This window comes from Microbispora sp. NPDC049633 (assembly GCF_040675265.1).
Lineage (GTDB): Bacteria > Actinomycetota > Actinomycetes > Streptosporangiales > Streptosporangiaceae > Microbispora > Microbispora maris.
The window spans coordinates 23703-42093 of the sequence record NZ_JBFAOO010000055.1 but is presented as its reverse complement, the minus strand read 5'-3'; the positions used below and the strand labels follow the sequence as shown (position 1 = coordinate 42093).

The following is an 18391-nucleotide window of genomic DNA, read 5'->3' as shown; positions in this document are numbered from 1 at the left end:
GGCCGGCGCGGCGGGCGGCGTGGCGAACAGCGCGCCCGGGGGAAGCGGCGGCGGCGTGCCGTTCCACGGCACGAAGTCCGGCTGCGCCGCCGCCGGCTGGACCGCCGGGGCGTGCCCGTTGCCGCCGGCCATGCCGTTCGGAGGCGGGGCGACCAGCACCGGCGCGGCGCCGCCGGAGGACGCCGCCACGACCGACGCCTCGATCACCCGCGTCCGCGGCAGCGGAAGCCCGGCCGGGACCTCGCTGTGCGCCTTGTGGGCCGCCACCGCCGCCGTGTGGTACGCCTCGATCTCCTCGTAGAACTCGTCCGAGGTGTAGACCGAGCCGTCGATGAGCGGGCCCATCCTGCCCTCGATGACCGCGACCACGTCGTCGCCGTTGAGCGTCTTGTGCTGTTCCAGGGCATGCGCGACCGACAGCACCTCGCGGCGGTTGTCCCGCAGCAGCTCGGCCGTCTTCTCCAGCAGCCGGCTGAGGTTGAACTCGATCCGCTCGGGGAGCATGTCGGGCACCATCTCGTCGCGCCGCCCGGCCGGCGTGCCGGTGAAGCCGATGCCGCCGCCCCCGGGCTGCGGCTGTGCCGCCTTGCCCTCGCGCAGGCCGAGCTCCTGCAGCGCGGGCAGCGAGGCGACCCCGATGCCCATGCCCCAGTGGGCCTCCATCAGGCCGGTGATCGCGGTCGCGCTCTGCAGGTCGCCCGAGACGCCGGAGGAGTTGTCCTCGCCGAAGAACATCCGCTCCCCCGCCAGGGAGGCGAGCGACACCATGATGTCGGCCTCGTACTCCGACTTCCACCGGGTGAACTGGTCCTCCGGCTTGATGCTGGCCACCATGCCGAGATAGTCGGCGCCCTTCTCGATCGTCGCCAGGTCGATCTCCAGGTGGTGGCGCGTGCGGTAGGCGGCGACCGCGTGGCACGCCTCGTGCACCGCGACCGCGTGCCGTTCGCGCTCGATGTACTCGACGTCCTCGGGCGGCCCGAGCTGCTTGAGCCGCTTGGCCCGCATCACGTCCGACCAGGTGATCGTCTCCCGGCCGTCCCGGATCGCGGTGATCAGCGACTCGTTGACCAGGTCCTTGATCGTCGCGCCGGTGGCGTACGGCGTGATCGTCGCGAGCTTGTCGATCTGCTCGTCGTCGAGCTCGTGGCTGACCTTGTCGAAGTAGCCCTTGTAGGTGCGGATCCGGCCCGCCTTCGAGGGATAGCCGACCTTGTAGATGCGGTCGATGCGGCCCGGCCGCAGCAGCGCCTCGTCCAGGGCCTCGGGCAGGTTGGTGGCCATCATGATGAGGATGCGGTACTTCGGCGGCGGCTTGGGCCGCATGCCGAGCAGCCTGCGCACGTAGCGGTTGACGAAGCCGCGCGGCTTCTTCAGGCCGCTGATCTCGGTGAGCAGCGCCTCCAGCGTGCCCATCCCGCCACCGCCGCCCATGCCCCCGCCGTACATCAGGCGGTTGACGAAGGCGCCGGTGCGCGGCATCCGCGCGGGCTCGGCCGCGGAAGCCGGGCCCGCGGCCTGACGGCCGAGCACGGTCCGGGTGTGCGGGTCGAGGTAGGCGAAGCCGTTGCACCCCGAGTTCTCGAACGGCGCGGGCACGGACCGGCCCCAGCCGCCCGGGCCGCCCTGGGCGAGCGCGCCGCGGTTGCCGAGCGAGTCGGCCTCGTCGAAGAAGACGATGACGCCGCCGTACCGCAGGGCCAGTTTGCGCAGCTTGCGGAACAGCGACTTCACCTTGAGGACGCCGACGCCGAAGAACATGTTGATGAACGCGCCCGGGTCGACGAACACGTACGGCTTGCCGGTGGAGCCCGCGACGGCCTCGGCCATCAGCGTCTTGCCGGTGCCGGGCGGGCCCCACAGCAGGATGCCGCTGGGCACGTAGCCGCCCCTGGCCTCGATCTCGTCCGGTTTCTCCAGGAAGACGATGTTCTCCTTGACCCGCTCGACGACGTGGTCCTGGCCCCAGACGTCCGAGAAACGCGTCTTGATGTCGTCGGGGTAGTAGACGTCGACGCCGCCCCGCGACAGGAACCAGAAGATCGCCACGAACTGCCCCACGGCGACCACCATGATCAGCATGAGCTGCAGGACCATGGGGAGGAAGCCCCACACGGTGGCCGGCACGCTGTACAGCGCCTCGAGCGGAGAGACCTGCTGCACCTTGCCCAGCACCAGCGCGATGACCGCGATCCAGACGACCCACTTGATCGCGCGGGCGATGCGGTAGCGGTTCCAGTCGTTGAACCTGCGGTGGGTCCAGCGGTTCCAGCCGCCGAAGACCTTCCGGGTCCAGAACCCGTGGTAGCCGGCCGACCGCTCGCTGATCAGGAAGTGGATCTGCCGGAGCACCTCGACGCCCGCCAGCCACAGGACCCAGGGAGCGTTCACCACCGTCTTGGCGACCGCGTCGTACAGCGGGATGATCCCGGGGTACGTCACGATCTCGTTCCACACCAGCACGCCGAACGCGACGGCGAGCAGGATCAGGAACTTGGTCCGGTCCCACATCGGGAGGCGTTTCCTGGTGCGGGGGTCGCGGTCCACCGGACCCGACCCCGGTTCGCGAAGCCCCTCGTGGTGCTTCGGAGGGAGGGCCGTGCTCATGTGAGGGGCTCCTTCACGGGTTGATGACGCGCTTGACCTTGAAGGACTTGACGACGGTGTCGATCTCCGCGGCCCGCTGGCGGAAGCAGGCGGGCGAGCAGCGGATCAGGAGAGTGGAGACCGTCGTCCCGTCGGCGGACAGGTAGGCGGTCTCGTCGAAGGTCTGCACCGGGCCCCCCAGCAGCCGGTAGTTGAACACGCTGTGCACCCCGCGCACGCCGTCCGATATGGGCAGCACCTCGTCGGCCAGCAGCTCGAAGCCCTTGAAGGCCGTGGCCTCCTCCATCTTCTTGCGCGTCTCCTGCGGCACGGCCACGTAGAGTCCGCTGGAGTTGCGGAGCTCGTTGAGCGACACCGCGTTCTGCGCGTCCTCCGTGAGCTTCTCCACCTTGACGAAGACGAACGGCTGGTCGTCGCCTCCGGCCGCCCCCTGCAGCAGATGCCCCGCGGACGGCTGCGCGTGGGCGTCGAACGCCCTCGTCCACACCAGCTGTTTCTGCACCTGCGCGGTGGCCGACTCCGTCTCGCCGTAGACCGCCTCGTCGAGCGTCTTCTCGTCGATCTGCCGCCACGACGCCGGAACCTTGAAATAGGTGCCGCCCGAGTCGTCGCGGACGTACGTGTATTCGGGGCCGGCACAGCCGGACAGCAAGGAGGCGGCCATCGCCGCCCCCACGACCGTGCCCACCGCCCCGGCCCTTACCCGCGGTTTTTCCACCAGGGCCAAACCTCCGCTTTGCGGGTCTACGAGGTAGTAGTGCCCGTTTTCCACCTGTCCATCTCACGGTAAGTCGGCGATGCGCCAGAAAACTAGACCGAATCTTTTCCGGATTCTGATTCCTCTCGTTACACGGAGGTTGCGTGACTTCCGGCCGGCCGCGGCACCGGAACGCCCGCGGCGCCGTACTGCTCCTTTCTGGCGATACCCAGTGGACGACCACCGGAAGCGCACGCGGCATGTCGAACGGCCGAGCCGGATGGGCCGATGATGTAACGCCTGACTGCATCGAACACGACAACTTGATGCATGACGTCAGGAATCGCCGTGGGAGGGGCTGGAGGACATGAAGCAGGTCTACGAAGAGGACGGCACCGGCGAGGGGCCGGACGGCTTCTTCGGATCGACGGCGGAGCGCATGTTCTCCGAGGTGTGGTCCCGGCAGGTCCTCACGGTGAGGGAACGGCGGTTGCTGCTGCTCGGCCTGCTCGTCGGCCAGGACATGGACGACATGCTCGCACTGCATCTCGACACCGCCCTGCGCTCGGGCGAGCTGAGCCCGGCCGAGCTGCGCGAGACGGTCGTGTTCCTCACCCTGTACGCCGGGTGGCCCCGCGCCGCCCGCCTGAGCGCGAAGGTCGAGGAGCTGATCAGCCGCATCGCCGAGGTGTGACCCCGCTACGGAGCCGGACGGACTGGCCGGTGCGGTGGGTACGCTGCCGTCATGCCCACCGCACTCATCACCGGCGCGACCGCCGGCATCGGCGCCGCCTTCGCGCGCCGTCTGGCCGCCGACGGATTCTCCCTGGTCCTGCTGGCCCGCGACGAGGAACGGCTCGCCGCCTCCGCCGAGACCCTGCACAAGCGGTACGGCGTGCCGGTGGAGCCGCTGCGCGCCGACCTGACCACCGAGGAGGGCATGACGGCGGCCGAGGAGCGGCTGCGCTCCGGGGTGGACCTGCTGGTCAACAACGCCGGGTTCGGGCACCGCGGCGGATTCCTGGACACCCCCGTGGAGGACGAGGTCCGGATGCTGCGGCTGCACTGCGAGGCGGTGCTGCGGCTGACCCGGGCGGCCCTGCCGTACATGATCTCCAAGGGGCGGGGCGGAGTGATCAACGTGGCCTCGGTCGCGGCGTTCCTGCCCGGCGGCACCTACAGCGCTTCCAAGGCGTGGGTGGTGAATTACAGCTCCTCTGCGGCCAACACGGTCAACCGGCACGGCGTGCGGGTGATGGCGCTGTGCCCGGGATTCGTGCGGACCGAGTTCCACGACCGGGCCGAACTCGACATGTCCGGACTGCCGCGCTTCGCGTGGCTGTCGGCCGACCGCGTCGCCGCCGTCGCGATGCGCGACCTGGCCCGCGGGGCCTGGGTGAGCGTCCCCTCGGCCCGCTACAAGACGGTCGCGACGCTGGCCAGGCTCCTGCCGCTCAACCTGGTCGGCCGCGTGGCGAAGGTGCGCTACCGCTGACTCACAGACGTTCGACGTTCGGCCCACGGCAGCGGCCCCGGGTGTCGAAGACGAACCGGCTCGCCCGCTGGACCATGTCGTAGTCGTAGCAGTCCTGCCCGCCGAGCACGACGACCGCGTCCGCCCGCGCCAGCTCGGCGGCGTCCGGCTCGACGACCTCGACCCCGGCCGGTACGACGAGGTCGTGGGCGCCCCAGCCCGCGGTGCGGGGGTCGGCGGCCCGCACCCGGGCGCCGAGCCGGCACAGCGTCTTGGCGACCTCGACCGGCGACAGCCCGAGCAGCAGGATCCGGCTGCCCCTGATCGAGCGGCACCTGCGGTTGAGCGCGAGACACAGCCGGTCCACGACCTGGGCGGGCATGTGCGCGTTGACGTCGTTGGCCGTCTCCACCAGGCGGAAGGCCGGTCCCACCCCGCGCCGGATCCCCCACGGCAGGTACGCCACGTCGAGCGGCAGGCAGGGGTCCTCGATCCCGGGGCCGGGCGTCACGGCGGCGTGCCCGAAGGGCGTGGTGGCGGCGGCCTCGACCGCCTCCCACACGTCGACGCCGAGGTGCGCGGCGAAGATCGACAGCTCGTTCGCCAGCGCCGCGTCGACGTGCGCGCGGGCGCTCTCCAGCAGGGCGCACAGCTCGGACACCCGGGGCGAGGAGACCGGGACGGTCTCCCGCACCAGCCGGCCGTAGAAGTCCGTCACCGCCCGCAGCGAGGCGGCGTCGATGCCCGAGACGACCTTGGGCGTGTTGCCGAGCCGCCAGCGCGGGTTGCCCGGCGCCGCCCGATGCGGGCTGTGGCCGAGGTGGAAGTCGTCACCCGCGCACAGCCCCGATCCGTGTTCCAGCAGCGGCCGTGCGAACTCCTCCGTGGTGCCGGGGTAGGCGACGCTCTCCAGCACGACGGTCGCCCCCGGCCGCAGGTAAGGGGCGACCCGGCCGGCGGCCGTGCCGAGCGGGCCGAGGTCGGGGGCGCCGTTGCGCATCCGCACGGGCGTGGTGAGCACGCAGACGTCGAAACCGGACGCGTCCGCCGCGTCGGCGCTGGCCGCGTACCGCCCGGAGGCGTGCGCGGCGGCCAGCGCGCCCGCGCCGACGCCCTCGACGCAGGGCTCCCCCGCGTTCAGCCGCTTGACCCGCCACTCGTCCTCGTCGAGGCCGACGACGCGGAACCCGGCCTCCACGGCACGCATCGCCAGGGGCAGCCCGGCGCGGTCCTGGCCCACGACCAGCAACTTCTCCGCCACGCTACGACTGTAGGAGCGACCCCGCCGTCATCTGCGGAATTGACGGACGGGACCGCTTTAAGGCTTGGGTACGGATAGGGAAAAGTCTCTTCCGGCGGCCTCCGGGCACCCCGTCGGCGGTGGGAGCAGGGGCTAGCTTCTCCACATGATCAGGGAGGAGCCAGCATGAAACCGGACGACCGGATTCGTGTCATGGAGATAATCGCCCGGATGAACGTGAGCGGTCCCGCCACCCAGGTCACCGGGCTGTGCGAGCGGCTCAGCGCGGTGGAGTTCGACCACCGTCTGTACACCGGCTACGTCGACGGCGGCGAAGGCGACCATCTGCAGCTTCGCGACGCGACGATCCCGGTCCACCGGGTGCCGGGCCTCGGGCGCGCGATCAAGCCGGCCGACGATTACCGGGCTCTGTTCCGGCTGGCCAATGCGATGCGCGAGTTCAGGCCGCACATCGTGCACACCAGGACCACCAAGGCGGGCACGCTCGGCCGCCTCGCGGTGCGGCTGTCCGGCGTCGGGGCGGCGCGCGTGCACAGCTACCACGGCCATCTCCTCGACGACCAGCTGTCCCGTCCCCGGCGGGCCGTCTACGTCCGCATCGAGCGCCGCCTGGCCAGGATGACCGACCGCCTCGTCACGGTCGGCGCCCGGGTGCGCGACGACCTCCTCGCCGCCGGTGTCGGCAGGCCCGAACAGTACGTCGTCATCCCGCCCGGCACCGGGCTCGGCCCGCTTCCCGAGCGTGCCCGGGCCCGCGCCGCGCTGGGCGTCCCGCTCGACGCGCCGGTCGTGGCGTACGTCGGGCGGCTGAAGAAGGCCAAGCGGCCCGATCGGCTCGCGGAGGTGGCCAGGGCGGTTCTCGCCCGGCTGCCCGGCACCCGGTTCCTCGTCTGCGGCAGCGGCGAACTGAAGGAGGAGGTGGAGCGGGCCGTCATGCCGATGTGGGACTCCTTCCGGCTGCTCGGCTGGCGCCGGGACGTCGAGACCGTGTACGCCGCGGCCGACGTGGTGCTGCTCACCTCCGACAGCGAGGGCACCCCGCTCGCGCTCGTGGAGGCCGGCCTGGCGGGCCTGCCGGTGGTGGCCACCCGGGTCGGCAGCGTCCCCGAGGTCGTCATGGACCACCGCACCGGGTTCCTGACCGAGCCGGACGCGGACGAGATGGCCGACCACGTCGTACGGCTGCTCGTGGATCCCGGCCTGGCGCGGCGGATGGGCGAGTCGGCCCGCACGTGGACCGGGCGTGCCTTCTGCGTGGACCGACTGGTGGCCGACACCGAGGCCCTCTACCGCGCGCTGCGCGGCGCGACGCGGTCGGAGGTGGGGAGCCGTTGACGCCCCTTCCCCTGCCGGCATCAGTTCCGGCACTGGCATCCCTTCCAGCGCTGGCATCCGTTCCGGCACTGGCGCCCGTGCTCGCGGGAGCCGCCGCCTGCCTGCTCGCCGCCGTGGGGCTGCGCCCGGTCCGCCGTACGGTCCCCTACCTGGGCGGGGTGACGCTGGCGGCGGCCACCGCGGGCGCCGCGATGGTGATCCCCGGCCTGCCCGACCGGCGGGTGGGCGCGGTCCTGCTGGCCGCCGCGGCGGTGGCGCTGCTCGGCCTCATCGCGGACGTCGGCAGGCTGCCGCTCGCCACCCGGCTCATCGTGGAGTCGGTGGCGGCGGGCGGGGTCGTGCTGTGCGGCGTGCAGGTGACGCTGACGGGCGACTGGCTCGACGGGCCGGTCAGCGTCATGTGGATCGTGGCGATGACCAACGCGTACGGGCTGCTCGACCGGCTCGGCGGCGCGCTGGCCGCGGTCGCCGCCGTCACCGGCGCGTTCCTCACCGGGACGGCGCTCGTGCTGGGCGACCCGTACCTCGCGGTGCTCGCCGCCGCCCTGGCCGGGGCGTCCCTCGGCGCCCTTCCGTATGGCAGGGCGCGGGGCAGGGTCCGGCTGGGGCCGTCCGGCTCGCTGTTCGCCGGGTTCGTCCTGACCTGCACGGCCGCCGCGCTGACGGCCGGGCGGGACACCGCCGTGATCGCGGCCGGGCTGCTGCTGCCGGCGCTGGCGGCCGTCGTGGGGGCGGGGGCGTACGCCGCCCGCCGGCCGCGGCGGTCCGGGCAGGCCCGGAAGGCCACGCCCGCCCTGTGCGGCGTCTCGGCCGGCACCGGGACGGCCGGGCTCGCGGTCGCGCTCGGCTGGGTGCCCGCAGGAGCCGCGGCCGCGGTCACCGCCGCGACCGCCGCCGCCTACCTCTCCCATGCGTGCCTGCGGCGCGGCCGTTTCCACGCGTTCCACCCGTTCGACGCGCCGCGCCTGCGGCGCGACGGCTCGCGAGCGCGCCTCCGGCGCGACGAGATCGTGCGCGGGAGGCCGGTGGGAGTCTCCGTCCGGGCCCCGTATGGTGCAACGTCCGGTGCAGCGCCCCGTGAAGAACGACAGCGCGGGCGCGTGCCGCGCCCGCGCTCCGCCGGAAATCCCCCGCCGCCCTACGTACGGCGGGGGTGACCGGGATCAGCGGCCGATGTTGGCCTCGTGGCCGATGGACAGGCCCGAGTCGACGTCGAAGAAGTGCAGGTTGTGCGTGTCGACGACCAGCTCGATCTCCTGGCCCGGACGGACGTGGCTGCGGGCGTTGACACGCGCGGTCCACAGCGACTTGTCGCCGGTCAGCGGCAGCGTCGTCTCCTCGTCGTCCCCGTCGTGGGCGGCGGCCACCGTGTCCTTGTGCTCGACCGGCGGAGCGTCGATCGTGAACAGGACGTTGATCTCCGAGCCCAGCTCCTCGGTGACGTTCGCGCGGACCGGGATACGCACCCACCCGGAGCTGTTGCCGCTGGCCGAACCGGCGTCCTCGAAGTCGGAGGGCCGGATGCCGAGGATGATCTTGCGGCCGATGTAGCGGTCGAGGCCCGGCTTCTCCGCGAAGGTCGAATCCGGGACGGGGAGGCGGTAGCCGGCGAACGCCACGGCCGCGCCGCCGTTGTCACGGATCAGCTCGGCGTAGGTGAAGTTCATGGCCGGGGAGCCCATGAAGCCGGCGACGAACAGGTTGACCGGGTCGTCGAACAGGTTCTGCGGGGTGTCCACCTGCTGGAGGACGCCGTCGCGCAGGACGCAGACGCGGTCGCCGAGGGTCATGGCCTCGACCTGGTCGTGGGTGACGTACACGGTGGTGACGCCGAGGCGCTCGTGGAGCTGGTTCAGCGAGGCGCGCATCGAGACACGGAGCTTGGCGTCCAGGTTGGACAGCGGCTCGTCCATGAGGAAGGCCTGGGGCTCGCGGACGATGGCGCGGCCCATCGCGACACGCTGGCGCTGACCACCGGACAGGGCGGCCGGCTTGCGCTTGAGGTACTGCTCCAGGCCGAGCATGCGGGCGGCGTCGTTGACGCGCTTCTGGATCTCCGGCTTCGACATCTTGCGCAGCTTGAGGCCGAAGGCGAGGTTCTCCTCGACCGTCATGTGCGGGTACAGCGCGTAGTTCTGGAAGACCATCGCGATGTCGCGGTCCTTCGGGGGAAGGTGGTTCACGACGCGGTCGCCGATGACGATCTCGCCGCCGCTGATGTCCTCCAGGCCGGCGATCATCCGCAGGGCCGTGGACTTGCCACAGCCCGACGGGCCGACCAGCACCATGAACTCGCCGTCCCTGATCTCGAGGTTGAGGCCGTTCACGGCCTTCACCCCGCCCGCGTAGATCTTGTCGACGCTGTTCAGAACGATTGAAGCCATCCCCAGTCCTTCGCGTGTCCGAGACATGATGATGTGGATACGTTTTCAAGACTGTCCCGTGAAATGCCGTCTATTGTCAAGATTTCGATGACACAGGGCATGGAATGATGATGGAATCGTTTCCATGAACGGTCCAGCGCAGCGGCGGATAACCATCAAGGAAGTGGCGGAGGCGGCGGGGGTCGGGGTGGCCACCGTGTCCCGGGTCCTGTCGGGCGGCTCGGCGAGCGCCGGGACCCGCGAGAAGGTGCTCGCCGCGGCGGCGCGCCTCGACTACCGGCCGAGCGCGCTGGGCCGCAACCTGAGGCGCCAGCGGACGGGCGGCATCGGCCTGCTGGTCCCCGACATCACCGACAGCTTCTACGCCCGGCTGGCCGACGGCGTGCTGTCGTGCGCCCGCTCGTACGGCGAGCCGGTCACGGTGGGGGTCACCGGCGACGACCCCGAACGGGAGGCCGAGCTGATCGGCACGCTCATCGAGCAGAGCATGGACCGGCTGATCGCGGTGCCGTCCGGGGACGGGGACATGTGGGCGCCCGCGCTGCGCGCGGGGCTGAACGTGGTGTTCGCCGACCGGCGGGTGCGGGCGGACGTGCCCAGCGTGGTGCCCGACGACCGGGCGGGGGTGCTGACGGCGGTGGAGTACCTGGCCGGGCTGGGCCACCGGAAGATCGCCTACCTCGGCCGGCACGCGCAGTCGCAGCGGGTGAGCGCCTTCACCGCCGCGCTCGCCTCGCTGGGGCTGCCCGCCGACCGGGACCTCGTCGTGCACGCCCGGTCGAGCCGCGACTCCGCCTACGCGGCCGCCGCGGGACTGCTGCAGCACCGGCCGGACGTCACGGCGGTGATCGCGGGCGGCAACGTGCTCGGCGAGGCGGCCGTGCTGGCCGCCCGGGAGCTGGACGTGCGCATTCCCCGGGACGTGTCGCTCATCATGTTCGACGACGTGCCGTGGGCCGAGCTGTGCTCCCCGCCGCTGACGGTGATCGCCCAGCCGGCCCAGGACATCGGCTACCGCGCCGCCGAGCTCGTGCTGCGGCAGGGCAGGCGGCCTCCGACCGTCACACTGCCCACCCAGCTCGTCGTACGGGCGAGTTGCGGGCCCAGGGTCGCGAGCCCTAGGAGATGACCTTCTCGATCGCCTCGGCGATCTCGGGGGCCTCGGGGACGACGCGGGGGCGGAATCGGGCGACCACCTGGCCGTCGGCGGCGACCAGGAACTTCTCGAAGTTCCACTGGATGTCGCCCGCCTCGCCCTCCTCGTCGGGCACGGCGGTCAGCTCGGCGTAGAGAGGATGCCGTCCCGGGCCGTTGACCTCGGTCTTGTCCAGCAGCGGGAAGTCGACGCCGTACGTGGTGGAACAGAACTCCTTGATCTCCTCGGCCGTGCCGGGCTCCTGGCCCATGAACTGGTTGCAGGGCACGCCGACGACGGTGAACCCCCGGTCGGCGTAGGTCCGCTGGAGGGCGACCAGGCCCTCGTACTGCGGGGTCAGCCCGCACCTGGACGCCACGTTGACCACCAGGGCGGCCCCGCCGCCGAGCAGGCCGCCGAGGGTCGTGCCCTCGCCGTCGATCGTGGTCACCGGAATCTCGAGAACGCTCATGTCCGCACCCTAAACGAGGGTCCCGTCCGGGCTCGCCGCAGGGCGCGCCGCACGGCCGCACGGTAACCCGCGCCTCCCCGGAGGGTCGGCGTTGGGGGGCGGAACGGCAAAGAACCGGCCGCGGCGTGTCGCGATGCCGTCGGCGAGGCGGCTGTCCGTATTTCAATCCGCGTGAGGACCCGTCGCGGTGCCCGCCGGAAGCTCTTGGTGATCCGGTGCGGGCCGAGCGGACGGCGGCGCCCACGCCATGGGCGCCGCCGGACGGAGGGCGTCACGCGCGCCCGCCTTCCGCACGCGACCCGACGACAAGGACCGATTTGGACAGCAAAAGCCTTCTACGCAATACAGTCGCCGCCCTCATCGCGGCCACCGTGACCGGTGGCGGAAGCGGAGTGGCGTGGGCCGGCGAGTGGACCGCCCTGAACCAGACCGGGGAGACGGACCAGGCCGGGGAGACCGACCAGGCCGGGGCTACGGGCCAGACCGAGGCTACGGGCCAGGCCGAGGCTACGGAGCGGACCGCGGAGAGCGTGCGGCCCGTCACCCACCTGGGCGTGTGGACGACGCGGGCGGCGGCGCAGCCGCCCCGGTTCCGCCGGGCGCCGGCGAAGGTCCGCAGCAAGGCGTACGCCTTCCGGCTCGTCACCCGCCGCACCTGGTCCGGCCAGCAGTTCCAGTGCCTGGACAGCCTGTGGACCAGGGAGAGCAACTGGGACCACCGGGCCTACAACCAGGGCTCGGGCGCCTACGGCATCCCGCAGGCGCTGCCCGGGGACAAGATGGGCTACGCCGGCAACGACTGGAGATTCAACCCGCAGACCCAGATCAAGTGGGGTCTGCGCTACATCAAGGGCCGCTACGGCTCGCCGTGCGGCGCCTGGGGCCACTTCCGGTCCCACAACTGGTACTGACCCGGGCGGAGGCGCCCGGCGGCCTTACCGCCGGGCGCCTGCGCCGCCGGTCGGCTCGCCGGTGCCGCGATCGGCCCGCGCGCCCGCCCGTACGGCCATGGCCTGGACGAGCAGCTCCAGGCCGAACTCGAACTCCTCGTCGTGATCGCAGGAGTCCAGATGCGGCCGCAGCTCGCTGACCACGGGGAACAGCGCCGGATCCACATCCGCGATCGCCGCGCCGGCCCGCACCGCGTCGACCGGCACCGGGGCGAACGTCGGGGTCACCCCCACCTCCCGCAGCAGCGAGCCGACGACGTACGCGATGAACATGCGCAGCATGCGGACGGCCTCCCGGCCGTCGAAGCCCGCGTCGCGCAGGGTCGCCAGGGCGCGCTCCACCGGGAGGAGGCCCGCCGTCGACCCCAGTTGCCTGCTCACCACGACCATCGTCGAACGGGGGTAGTGGTGGGCGATGCGCCGGAAGGCCCGCGCCTGGATGCGCACCCGCTCGGTCCAGTGGGCGGACGGGTCGTCGGTGAAGCCGATCCGCGACAGCACGTCCTCGGCGACGGCGTCGAGCAGCGCGGCCTTGCTGGGCACGTGGTTGTACAGCGACATGACGCCGACACCGAGCTCGGCGGCGATCCTGCGCATGGAGACGGCGTCGGCGCCCTCCCTCTCGATGAGCTCCACGGCTGCGGTGACGATGCGGTTCCGGTTGAGCATGACCGAATCCTCCCTCACCGCGGACGTCCGGCGTCCATTGACGTACGTACAGCGTACGTGACACGCTCGCGGGGAAACGTACGGTGTACGTCAGAGGAGGTCCCCCGTGTCGACCCACGAGCTCTACACCATCCCCGCCGAGCTCTCCACGTGGGACGTGGAGATGACCGGCGCGGCCCGTTTCACCTGGGAGTACGACGACGGCCGGGACCGCATGCTCGCCCTCTACCAGAAGGGCAAGGACAAGCAGTGGGACTCCGTCAAGCGGATCGACTGGGGCATCGAGGTCGACCCGTACGACGTGCTCGGCGTCCCCGACACCACCCTCGCGATCCACGGCACCCCGCTGTGGGAGCGGATGGACCGGCGGCAGCGCGACGAGGTGCGCAGGCACAACGCCGCCTGGCAGTTCTCCCAGTTCCTGCACGGCGAGCAGGGCGCGATGATCTGCTCGGCCCGCATCGTGGAGTCGGTCCCCGATCTCGACTCCAAGTTCTACGCCGCCACCCAGACGATGGACGAGGCGCGGCACGCCGAGACGTACGCGCGGTTCCTGCAGGAGAAGGTCGGCCTGGCCTACCCCATCAACCAGCACCTCAAGGCGCTGCTGGACAGCACGCTGAGCGACTCGCGCTGGGACATGCCCTACCTCGGCATGCAGGTGCTGATCGAGGGCCTGGCCCTGGCCGCGTTCGGAGTCATGCGCGACGTCACCACCAAGCCCCTGCCCAAGCAGATCCTGGCGTACGTGATGCAGGACGAGGCCAGGCACGTGGCCTTCGGCCGGATGGCGCTGCGCGACTACTACCGGAACCTGTCCGACGCCGAGTTGCGCGAGCGCGAGGACTTCGTGATCGAGGGGTGCTACCTCATGCGCGACCGGCTGCGCGGCCAGGAGATCTGGGAGAACCTCGGCCTGTCGCGGCAGGAGGTCGGCGACGCCATGGAGTGCGTCGACCGGTCGGAGTACCTGCGGCTGTTCCGCGCGCTGCTGTTCAGCCGGATCGTGCCGTGCGTGAAGGACATCGGCCTGTGGAGCCCCCGCCTGCGGCAGGCGTACGCCGACATGGGCGTGCTCGACATGGCCGGGCAGAGCCTCGACGCGCTGATGCGGCAGGACGAGGAGATCGCCGACCGGCTCGACGCGGAGCGCTTCGCGCGCGAGGAGAAGGAGCGGGCGGAGGAGGTCGCCGGCACCATCGCCGCCGCCGACTGACCCGTCACTCTGGGCGGCCGGGGCGATCCGCGTCCCGGCCGCCCATCGGGCAGTGGATCCGCGGCCATTGTCCCCACCTGTGCGGGATCCTTGCCATACTCCGTCTTCGTGACACTGGAGTTGACGCGAAGCGGCCGCGGGTCTCGCCCGATCGTGGTCGGGGCGATCGGCCTGGTGCTCTTCCTGATCGCCGGCCTGGGCTCGTACGCCGTCGCGCGCGCCGATCGCGCGCAGGACACGAAATACTGCGGCCACGACTGCATCCCCGGCATCAGGATCGGCACCGTGGTCGAGGCTCTGCAGGGCCAGGGGCACACCTGCGCCGACAAGAGGCAGTTCTGGTCCTGTGAGCTCAAGGTCGGCAAGGTACGGTTCGAAGCGGATCTCTTCCGCGTCCCCAACGTGGCGGACTTCTACGAGTACATCGGCAAGGTCGAGGCCAGGATCGTCAATCCGGACAGCACCACTGCGGCGGCCGGGCTGGACTACATGTCGTGGTTCGCGGCCCTGCCGCACCGTGACGATCCCTCGACCGTCAAGAAGGTCCACGGCTGGCTGGCCGAGCAGATCACGGGCGACGGGGACATCACCTTCGTCCTCGGCTGGGAGTACGCGCTGGAGCGCGAGGCGAACACCCGGTCCGTCGAACTCACGATGAAGAGGAGACATTGATGGCGGCGCCCCCCGGCCGGCCGTACTCTCCCGACGGCAGGTTCTGGTGGGACGGCGCAGCCTGGCAGCCGGTGCAGCCGCCGCCTCCGGGATCCCCCGCCCAGCAGAACCCCGGCGTGCCACCATCCCCCGGGTTCTCCGCGCAGCAGGACCCCGGCGTGCCACCGCCCCCCGGGTCCGCCGCCTGGCAAGGCGGCGCCGTGCCACCGCCTCCCGGCTCTCCCGGCCGGCTGGGCGTCACCGTGCCACCGCCGCCGGGGCCCGCGACGACCGTCATCCGTCCGTCGCCTCACCCTGGCCGCAGCCGGCTCAGCCGTACGCCGCCCAGCAGGGCCAGCCGTACGCGCCGCCCGGCGCCGGGGGTCCCCCTCCTCCCGGCGTGGCCCCCCAAGGCCGCCGACGTGGAACGGCGGTGTTCGTGCTGGTCACCGCGGGCACGCTGATCGCGGCGCTGGCGCTGGGCGGAGCCACCGGCGCCGCCGTCGGCCTGGCGACCACCGAACCGGTGACGGACGCCTCCGCGCCTGCCTTCCCGGCGAGGTTCCCCACGGCGAAGCAGCGGTACCTGCCCAAGGTGACGGTCGACATGGTCGCGGTGAACTGGCTCCAGGCGGCCAATGGCTGGACATGCGCGAAGTCCGCGGCATCCGATCCGCTGACCGGCGCCAAGACGGGAATGATCTGCCGGCCCGGCGACTCCGCCAGGCAGCGGATGTCCGTCTTCATCTGGTACGACGGGCCCGACACGGTGGTGTCCGTGAAGGCCGACTGCAAACTCGGCGCCGGGGCGAAGGCATGCACGAGCCTCTTCGCGAAGATGGCGGACACTCTGCTGTCCCCCAGCAGGAGTCTGCGCGCGAAGGCGGAGACGTGGGCGGGCGAGAACGCGGACAGGGCGGCGGTGACGGCCATCGGCGGCATCCGGCTGCAGACCAGCCCGCGCCCGCACAGCATGGAGGCCGTGCCGGCGATCTGAGGGTTCCCGGCCGCGATCCGCTCGGTGACGCACCGCTCGGTGACGTGCCGCTCGGCCTCGGCCGCCGCACCGCTCCGGGTCACGGCACGCCGCCGGCCCGCCCACCTTCGGTTCCGCTCGGCCTCGGGTGTTCACAAGGCCGGCAGCAGCACGAGAACCAGCGCCGCGGCGGCGACGGCCAGCGCGCCGGCCCAGGCGATGCGCCCGTCCAGCCGGTGGTCGAGCGGGTGACCGTGCCTCAGCGCCCGTTCGAGGCGGCGATGGCGGATCCCGGTGCGCAGGAGCAGGACCGCCCCGGCCAGCGCGGCGGCCGCGAAAGGGGCGGCGAGGCCGGGCAGGTCGTGCCGTACGGCGAGCCCCGCCATCACCATGGCGGAGCCCGACATCGTCACGGCGGTACGGACCCAGGCGAGCCGGGTCCGCTCGCTGTGCAGACCCGGCCTCGGCACGTCGCCCACGGGGCCGGTCACCTCGACAGCAGGATCAGGACGAGGGCCAGGACGGCCACCCCCGCCACGCCGTACCCGAACAGAGGGGCCAGGGCGGGCGGCGGAAGCGCGCGGTCCTGCCGGAGCGCCCGGTCGATGTGCCGCCAGCGGGGGTAGGCCGAGCCCGCGGCCACGGCGGACAGCAGCACGAGCACGACGGCGAGCAGGGTACGCACCCACGGCACGAAGACGCCCTCGGGGACGACCGCGATGCCGATGCCGCCCGCGCTCAGCGCGAGCGAGGTGGTGATCCAGGTGAGGAACGTGCGCTCGTTGGCGAGGACGAAGCGGGGGTCGGGTTCGTTCTCTTCCATACGAGAACGCTATTTCCGCCCCTTTTCCCCTAGATTTGTCGGGGTTGCCGTTTTTATCGATTGCCGGGCGAAGCACAGCGCGGACCCGGCCGGACGGGACCGGGACACTCCGGCACGTCCGGCCACAGCGGTCCCGGCACCGGATCTACAGGCAGGCCTCGCTGACCTGGCGCAGATAGCGTGCGCCGTCGGTGGCGACCTTCTGCGCCGCGTCCACCGCCGCGTTAGCGTCGTCGACGTTCAGCTTCTGCAGGCTGTCGGCCAGGCCTTGAAGGGCGTCCCTGAGCGTGGTGTCGGCGGCCTTGCTCGCCATGCCCTCCAGGTCGGCGGCGCCGTCCTCGAGCTTCTGGCGCATGGCGGCGGGGTCGTCGGCGACCTTGCCGATCTCGCTGATGGTCCGGCTGATCAGCTGCGTCGCCTCGGCGCACGACTGGGCCTTGTCCACCGTCGCGCAGCCGGTGACCAACAGGACGGCGGCCGCGCAGGCGGCGGCGAACGGGAGGAGTCGCATGCCGGTCACCCTACCCAACCGCCGCCCGCCCGCCGCGGGATCAAATCGGGCTCCTTTCCGCGGCCCTCCGCCCGCACCGCCGGCCGCCGTGAGCCGAAGCCGAATCCCATTCCTCACCGCGCCATGACCTCGGCGACGACCCCGCGGAAATAACCGGCGACCTCATAGGCGAAGGCCATCCGCGACACCCCGGCCACGCGCAGGGCATCCCCGTGACCGATCACGACCACGGTCAGCACGCCCGCCAGCAGCGACCACCACAGGGCCGAGACGATCACCCGCGACAGCCGGGACGACTCCCGGAAGGACCGCCGCAGCCGGTCCCGGTGGAAGGGCACATGGCGCAGTTCGTCGGCGAGGATCCGGCCCGCGACCTCCGCCGCCAGGAGGTCCGGGACGCCGTCGCGCACGGCCCGGTAGTAGCCGAGCGCGACGACCTCCGCGAGCATCAGGACCATCAGCTCGGTGCGCAGTCCGAGGAGCCGCCGCAGCCGGACGAAGGCGGCGTCGGTCCAGTGGCCGGAGATCGTGGCGGCGCCCGCCGACTCCAGGAGCCGGCTCAACAGGCGGGCGTGCTCGCGCTCCTCGGCCACGAACAGGCGCACCGCCTCCGTGTACACGGGGTCGCCCGCCCGGCGGGCCTTGTCCAGGAGGCGGGCGCCGTCACCGTCCTCCCCCACCTGGAACCGCTGCAGGCTGCGTACGAGGGCGGGCTCCAGACGCGCTCCCGTGCTCCAGTCGGGGTCGCCCCAGGTGCGCCGCAGCAGCGCCGCGCCTTCGAAGTCGTGTAACCAGGCGGTGAAACCGCCCGTGTCGACCGTCGTCATGACCCACGAACCTACGGAGGCGATGTGCAGATTCCGGGGGGCGGTTCGTAGAGGTTCGGTGCGAGCGGCCCCCGGCCGGGCGAGGCACCGATCACCCGATGAAGCGCCGTAACATCTGCGGCATGGGGAACTGCGAACACCTGCTCGTGACGGCCGACCCACAGCCGCTCACGCCGGAAGGCTGCCAGGAGTGCCTGGAGCGCGGCATGCGATGGGTCCACCTGCGCAAGTGCCTGGAGTGCGGCCACATCGGCTGCTGCGACTCCTCTCCCGGCAAGCACGCCACCGCCCACTACAAGGAGACCGGCCACCCGGTGATGCGCTCGTTCGAGCCGGGCGAGGACTGGCGGTGGTGCTTCGTGGACCAGCGCCTGGGCCAGGCCGTGTCATGAGTGCCGTGTCC

20 protein-coding genes are annotated in these 18391 nt (G+C 71.8%); 10 read left to right on the top strand and 10 right to left on the bottom strand.

What is annotated here, in order from left to right; translation table 11 throughout:
- Positions 1-2607, bottom strand: a 2607-nt coding sequence (locus AB0J39_RS17025) for an AAA family ATPase (protein WP_363465318.1), incomplete at its 3' end; no start/stop codon positions are given.
- Positions 2608-2620: 13 nt separating this feature from the next.
- On the bottom strand, positions 2621-3325 hold the full coding sequence (locus AB0J39_RS17020) for a hypothetical protein (RefSeq protein WP_363465315.1): 705 nt from the start codon (positions 3323-3325) through the stop codon (positions 2621-2623).
- Between the two features lie 346 nt (positions 3326-3671).
- Here AB0J39_RS17020 and AB0J39_RS17015 point away from each other — a divergent pair, with 346 nt between their 5' ends.
- Together AB0J39_RS17015 and AB0J39_RS17010 are read left to right on the top strand one after the other, a co-directional pair.
- On the top strand, positions 3672-3998 hold the full coding sequence (locus tag AB0J39_RS17015; protein ID WP_363465313.1) for a carboxymuconolactone decarboxylase family protein: 327 nt from the start codon (positions 3672-3674) through the stop codon (positions 3996-3998).
- A gap of 51 nt (positions 3999-4049) precedes the next feature.
- Positions 4050-4799: an SDR family oxidoreductase gene (locus tag AB0J39_RS17010; RefSeq protein WP_363465311.1), complete on the top strand. Its 750-nt coding sequence runs from the start codon at positions 4050-4052 to the stop codon at positions 4797-4799.
- A 1-nt stretch (position 4800) separates the two neighbouring features.
- On the opposite strand, the gene AB0J39_RS17005 is transcribed toward AB0J39_RS17010, so the two are convergent.
- Positions 4801-6039, bottom strand: coding sequence for a nucleotide sugar dehydrogenase (locus AB0J39_RS17005; protein ID WP_363465308.1), 1239 nt, complete (start codon positions 6037-6039; stop codon positions 4801-4803).
- Between the two features lie 165 nt (positions 6040-6204).
- Here AB0J39_RS17005 and AB0J39_RS17000 point away from each other — a divergent pair, with 165 nt between their 5' ends.
- Together AB0J39_RS17000 and AB0J39_RS16995 are read left to right on the top strand one after the other, a co-directional pair.
- Positions 6205-7374, top strand: a complete 1170-nt coding sequence (locus AB0J39_RS17000; RefSeq protein WP_363465305.1) for a glycosyltransferase — start codon at positions 6205-6207, stop codon at positions 7372-7374.
- Between the two features lie 77 nt (positions 7375-7451).
- The gene (locus tag AB0J39_RS16995) at positions 7452-8531 is read left to right on the top strand and encodes a hypothetical protein (protein WP_363465302.1); all 1080 of its coding nucleotides are present in this window, start codon (positions 7452-7454) and stop codon (positions 8529-8531) included.
- A gap of 6 nt (positions 8532-8537) precedes the next feature.
- Here AB0J39_RS16995 and ugpC read toward each other — a convergent pair whose 3' ends face one another.
- Positions 8538-9758, bottom strand: a complete 1221-nt coding sequence (gene ugpC / locus AB0J39_RS16990; RefSeq protein WP_363465299.1) for a sn-glycerol-3-phosphate ABC transporter ATP-binding protein UgpC — start codon at positions 9756-9758, stop codon at positions 8538-8540.
- A gap of 124 nt (positions 9759-9882) precedes the next feature.
- On the opposite strand from ugpC, the gene AB0J39_RS16985 reads away from it, so the two are divergent.
- Positions 9883-10887 (top strand): LacI family DNA-binding transcriptional regulator, encoded by a 1005-nt coding sequence (locus AB0J39_RS16985; RefSeq protein ID WP_363465298.1) that lies wholly within the window; start codon positions 9883-9885, stop codon positions 10885-10887.
- Here the strand turns inward: AB0J39_RS16985 and AB0J39_RS16980 are convergent.
- Positions 10877-11365, bottom strand: coding sequence for a glutathione peroxidase (locus tag AB0J39_RS16980; protein WP_363465296.1), 489 nt, complete (start codon positions 11363-11365; stop codon positions 10877-10879). The two genes, AB0J39_RS16985 and AB0J39_RS16980, sit on opposite strands and share 11 nt — an antisense overlap.
- A gap of 371 nt (positions 11366-11736) precedes the next feature.
- On the opposite strand from AB0J39_RS16980, the gene AB0J39_RS16975 reads away from it, so the two are divergent.
- The gene (locus AB0J39_RS16975; protein ID WP_363465293.1) at positions 11737-12276 is read left to right on the top strand and encodes a transglycosylase SLT domain-containing protein; all 540 of its coding nucleotides are present in this window, start codon (positions 11737-11739) and stop codon (positions 12274-12276) included.
- 24 nt (positions 12277-12300) lie between these two features.
- On the opposite strand, the gene AB0J39_RS16970 is transcribed toward AB0J39_RS16975, so the two are convergent.
- The gene (locus AB0J39_RS16970) at positions 12301-12984 is read right to left on the bottom strand and encodes a TetR/AcrR family transcriptional regulator C-terminal domain-containing protein (protein ID WP_363465291.1); all 684 of its coding nucleotides are present in this window, start codon (positions 12982-12984) and stop codon (positions 12301-12303) included.
- Between the two features lie 106 nt (positions 12985-13090).
- Here AB0J39_RS16970 and AB0J39_RS16965 point away from each other — a divergent pair, with 106 nt between their 5' ends.
- From AB0J39_RS16965 to AB0J39_RS16955, 3 genes are all read left to right on the top strand, one after another.
- On the top strand, positions 13091-14200 hold the full coding sequence (locus AB0J39_RS16965) for a ferritin-like domain-containing protein (protein ID WP_363465288.1): 1110 nt from the start codon (positions 13091-13093) through the stop codon (positions 14198-14200).
- A gap of 108 nt (positions 14201-14308) precedes the next feature.
- Entirely contained in the window at positions 14309-14872 is a 564-nt protein-coding gene (locus AB0J39_RS16960) for a hypothetical protein (RefSeq protein WP_363465286.1), read from the top strand.
- Positions 14873-15284: 412 nt separating this feature from the next.
- Positions 15285-15848 (top strand): hypothetical protein, encoded by a 564-nt coding sequence (locus AB0J39_RS16955; RefSeq protein ID WP_363465283.1) that lies wholly within the window; start codon positions 15285-15287, stop codon positions 15846-15848.
- A gap of 131 nt (positions 15849-15979) precedes the next feature.
- Here AB0J39_RS16955 and AB0J39_RS16950 read toward each other — a convergent pair whose 3' ends face one another.
- The 4 genes from AB0J39_RS16950 to AB0J39_RS16935 all read right to left on the bottom strand — a co-directional run bounded on the left by AB0J39_RS16950 (position 15980) and on the right by AB0J39_RS16935 (position 17988).
- The gene (locus AB0J39_RS16950) at positions 15980-16318 is read right to left on the bottom strand and encodes a DUF202 domain-containing protein (protein WP_363465281.1); all 339 of its coding nucleotides are present in this window, start codon (positions 16316-16318) and stop codon (positions 15980-15982) included.
- Positions 16315-16650, bottom strand: coding sequence for a DUF202 domain-containing protein (locus tag AB0J39_RS16945; protein WP_363465278.1), 336 nt, complete (start codon positions 16648-16650; stop codon positions 16315-16317). Before AB0J39_RS16945 ends, AB0J39_RS16950 begins: the two co-directional genes overlap by 4 nt.
- Before the next feature lie 145 nt (positions 16651-16795).
- Positions 16796-17161 (bottom strand): hypothetical protein, encoded by a 366-nt coding sequence (locus AB0J39_RS16940; RefSeq protein WP_363465276.1) that lies wholly within the window; start codon positions 17159-17161, stop codon positions 16796-16798.
- A 113-nt stretch (positions 17162-17274) separates the two neighbouring features.
- On the bottom strand, positions 17275-17988 hold the full coding sequence (locus AB0J39_RS16935) for a ferritin-like domain-containing protein (RefSeq protein WP_363465273.1): 714 nt from the start codon (positions 17986-17988) through the stop codon (positions 17275-17277).
- A 122-nt stretch (positions 17989-18110) separates the two neighbouring features.
- Between AB0J39_RS16935 and AB0J39_RS16930 the strand changes: the two genes are divergently transcribed.
- Complete coding sequence (locus AB0J39_RS16930; protein ID WP_346224152.1) at positions 18111-18380, top strand: UBP-type zinc finger domain-containing protein; 270 nt, start codon at positions 18111-18113, stop codon at positions 18378-18380.
- Positions 18381-18391: the final 11 nt, after the last annotated feature.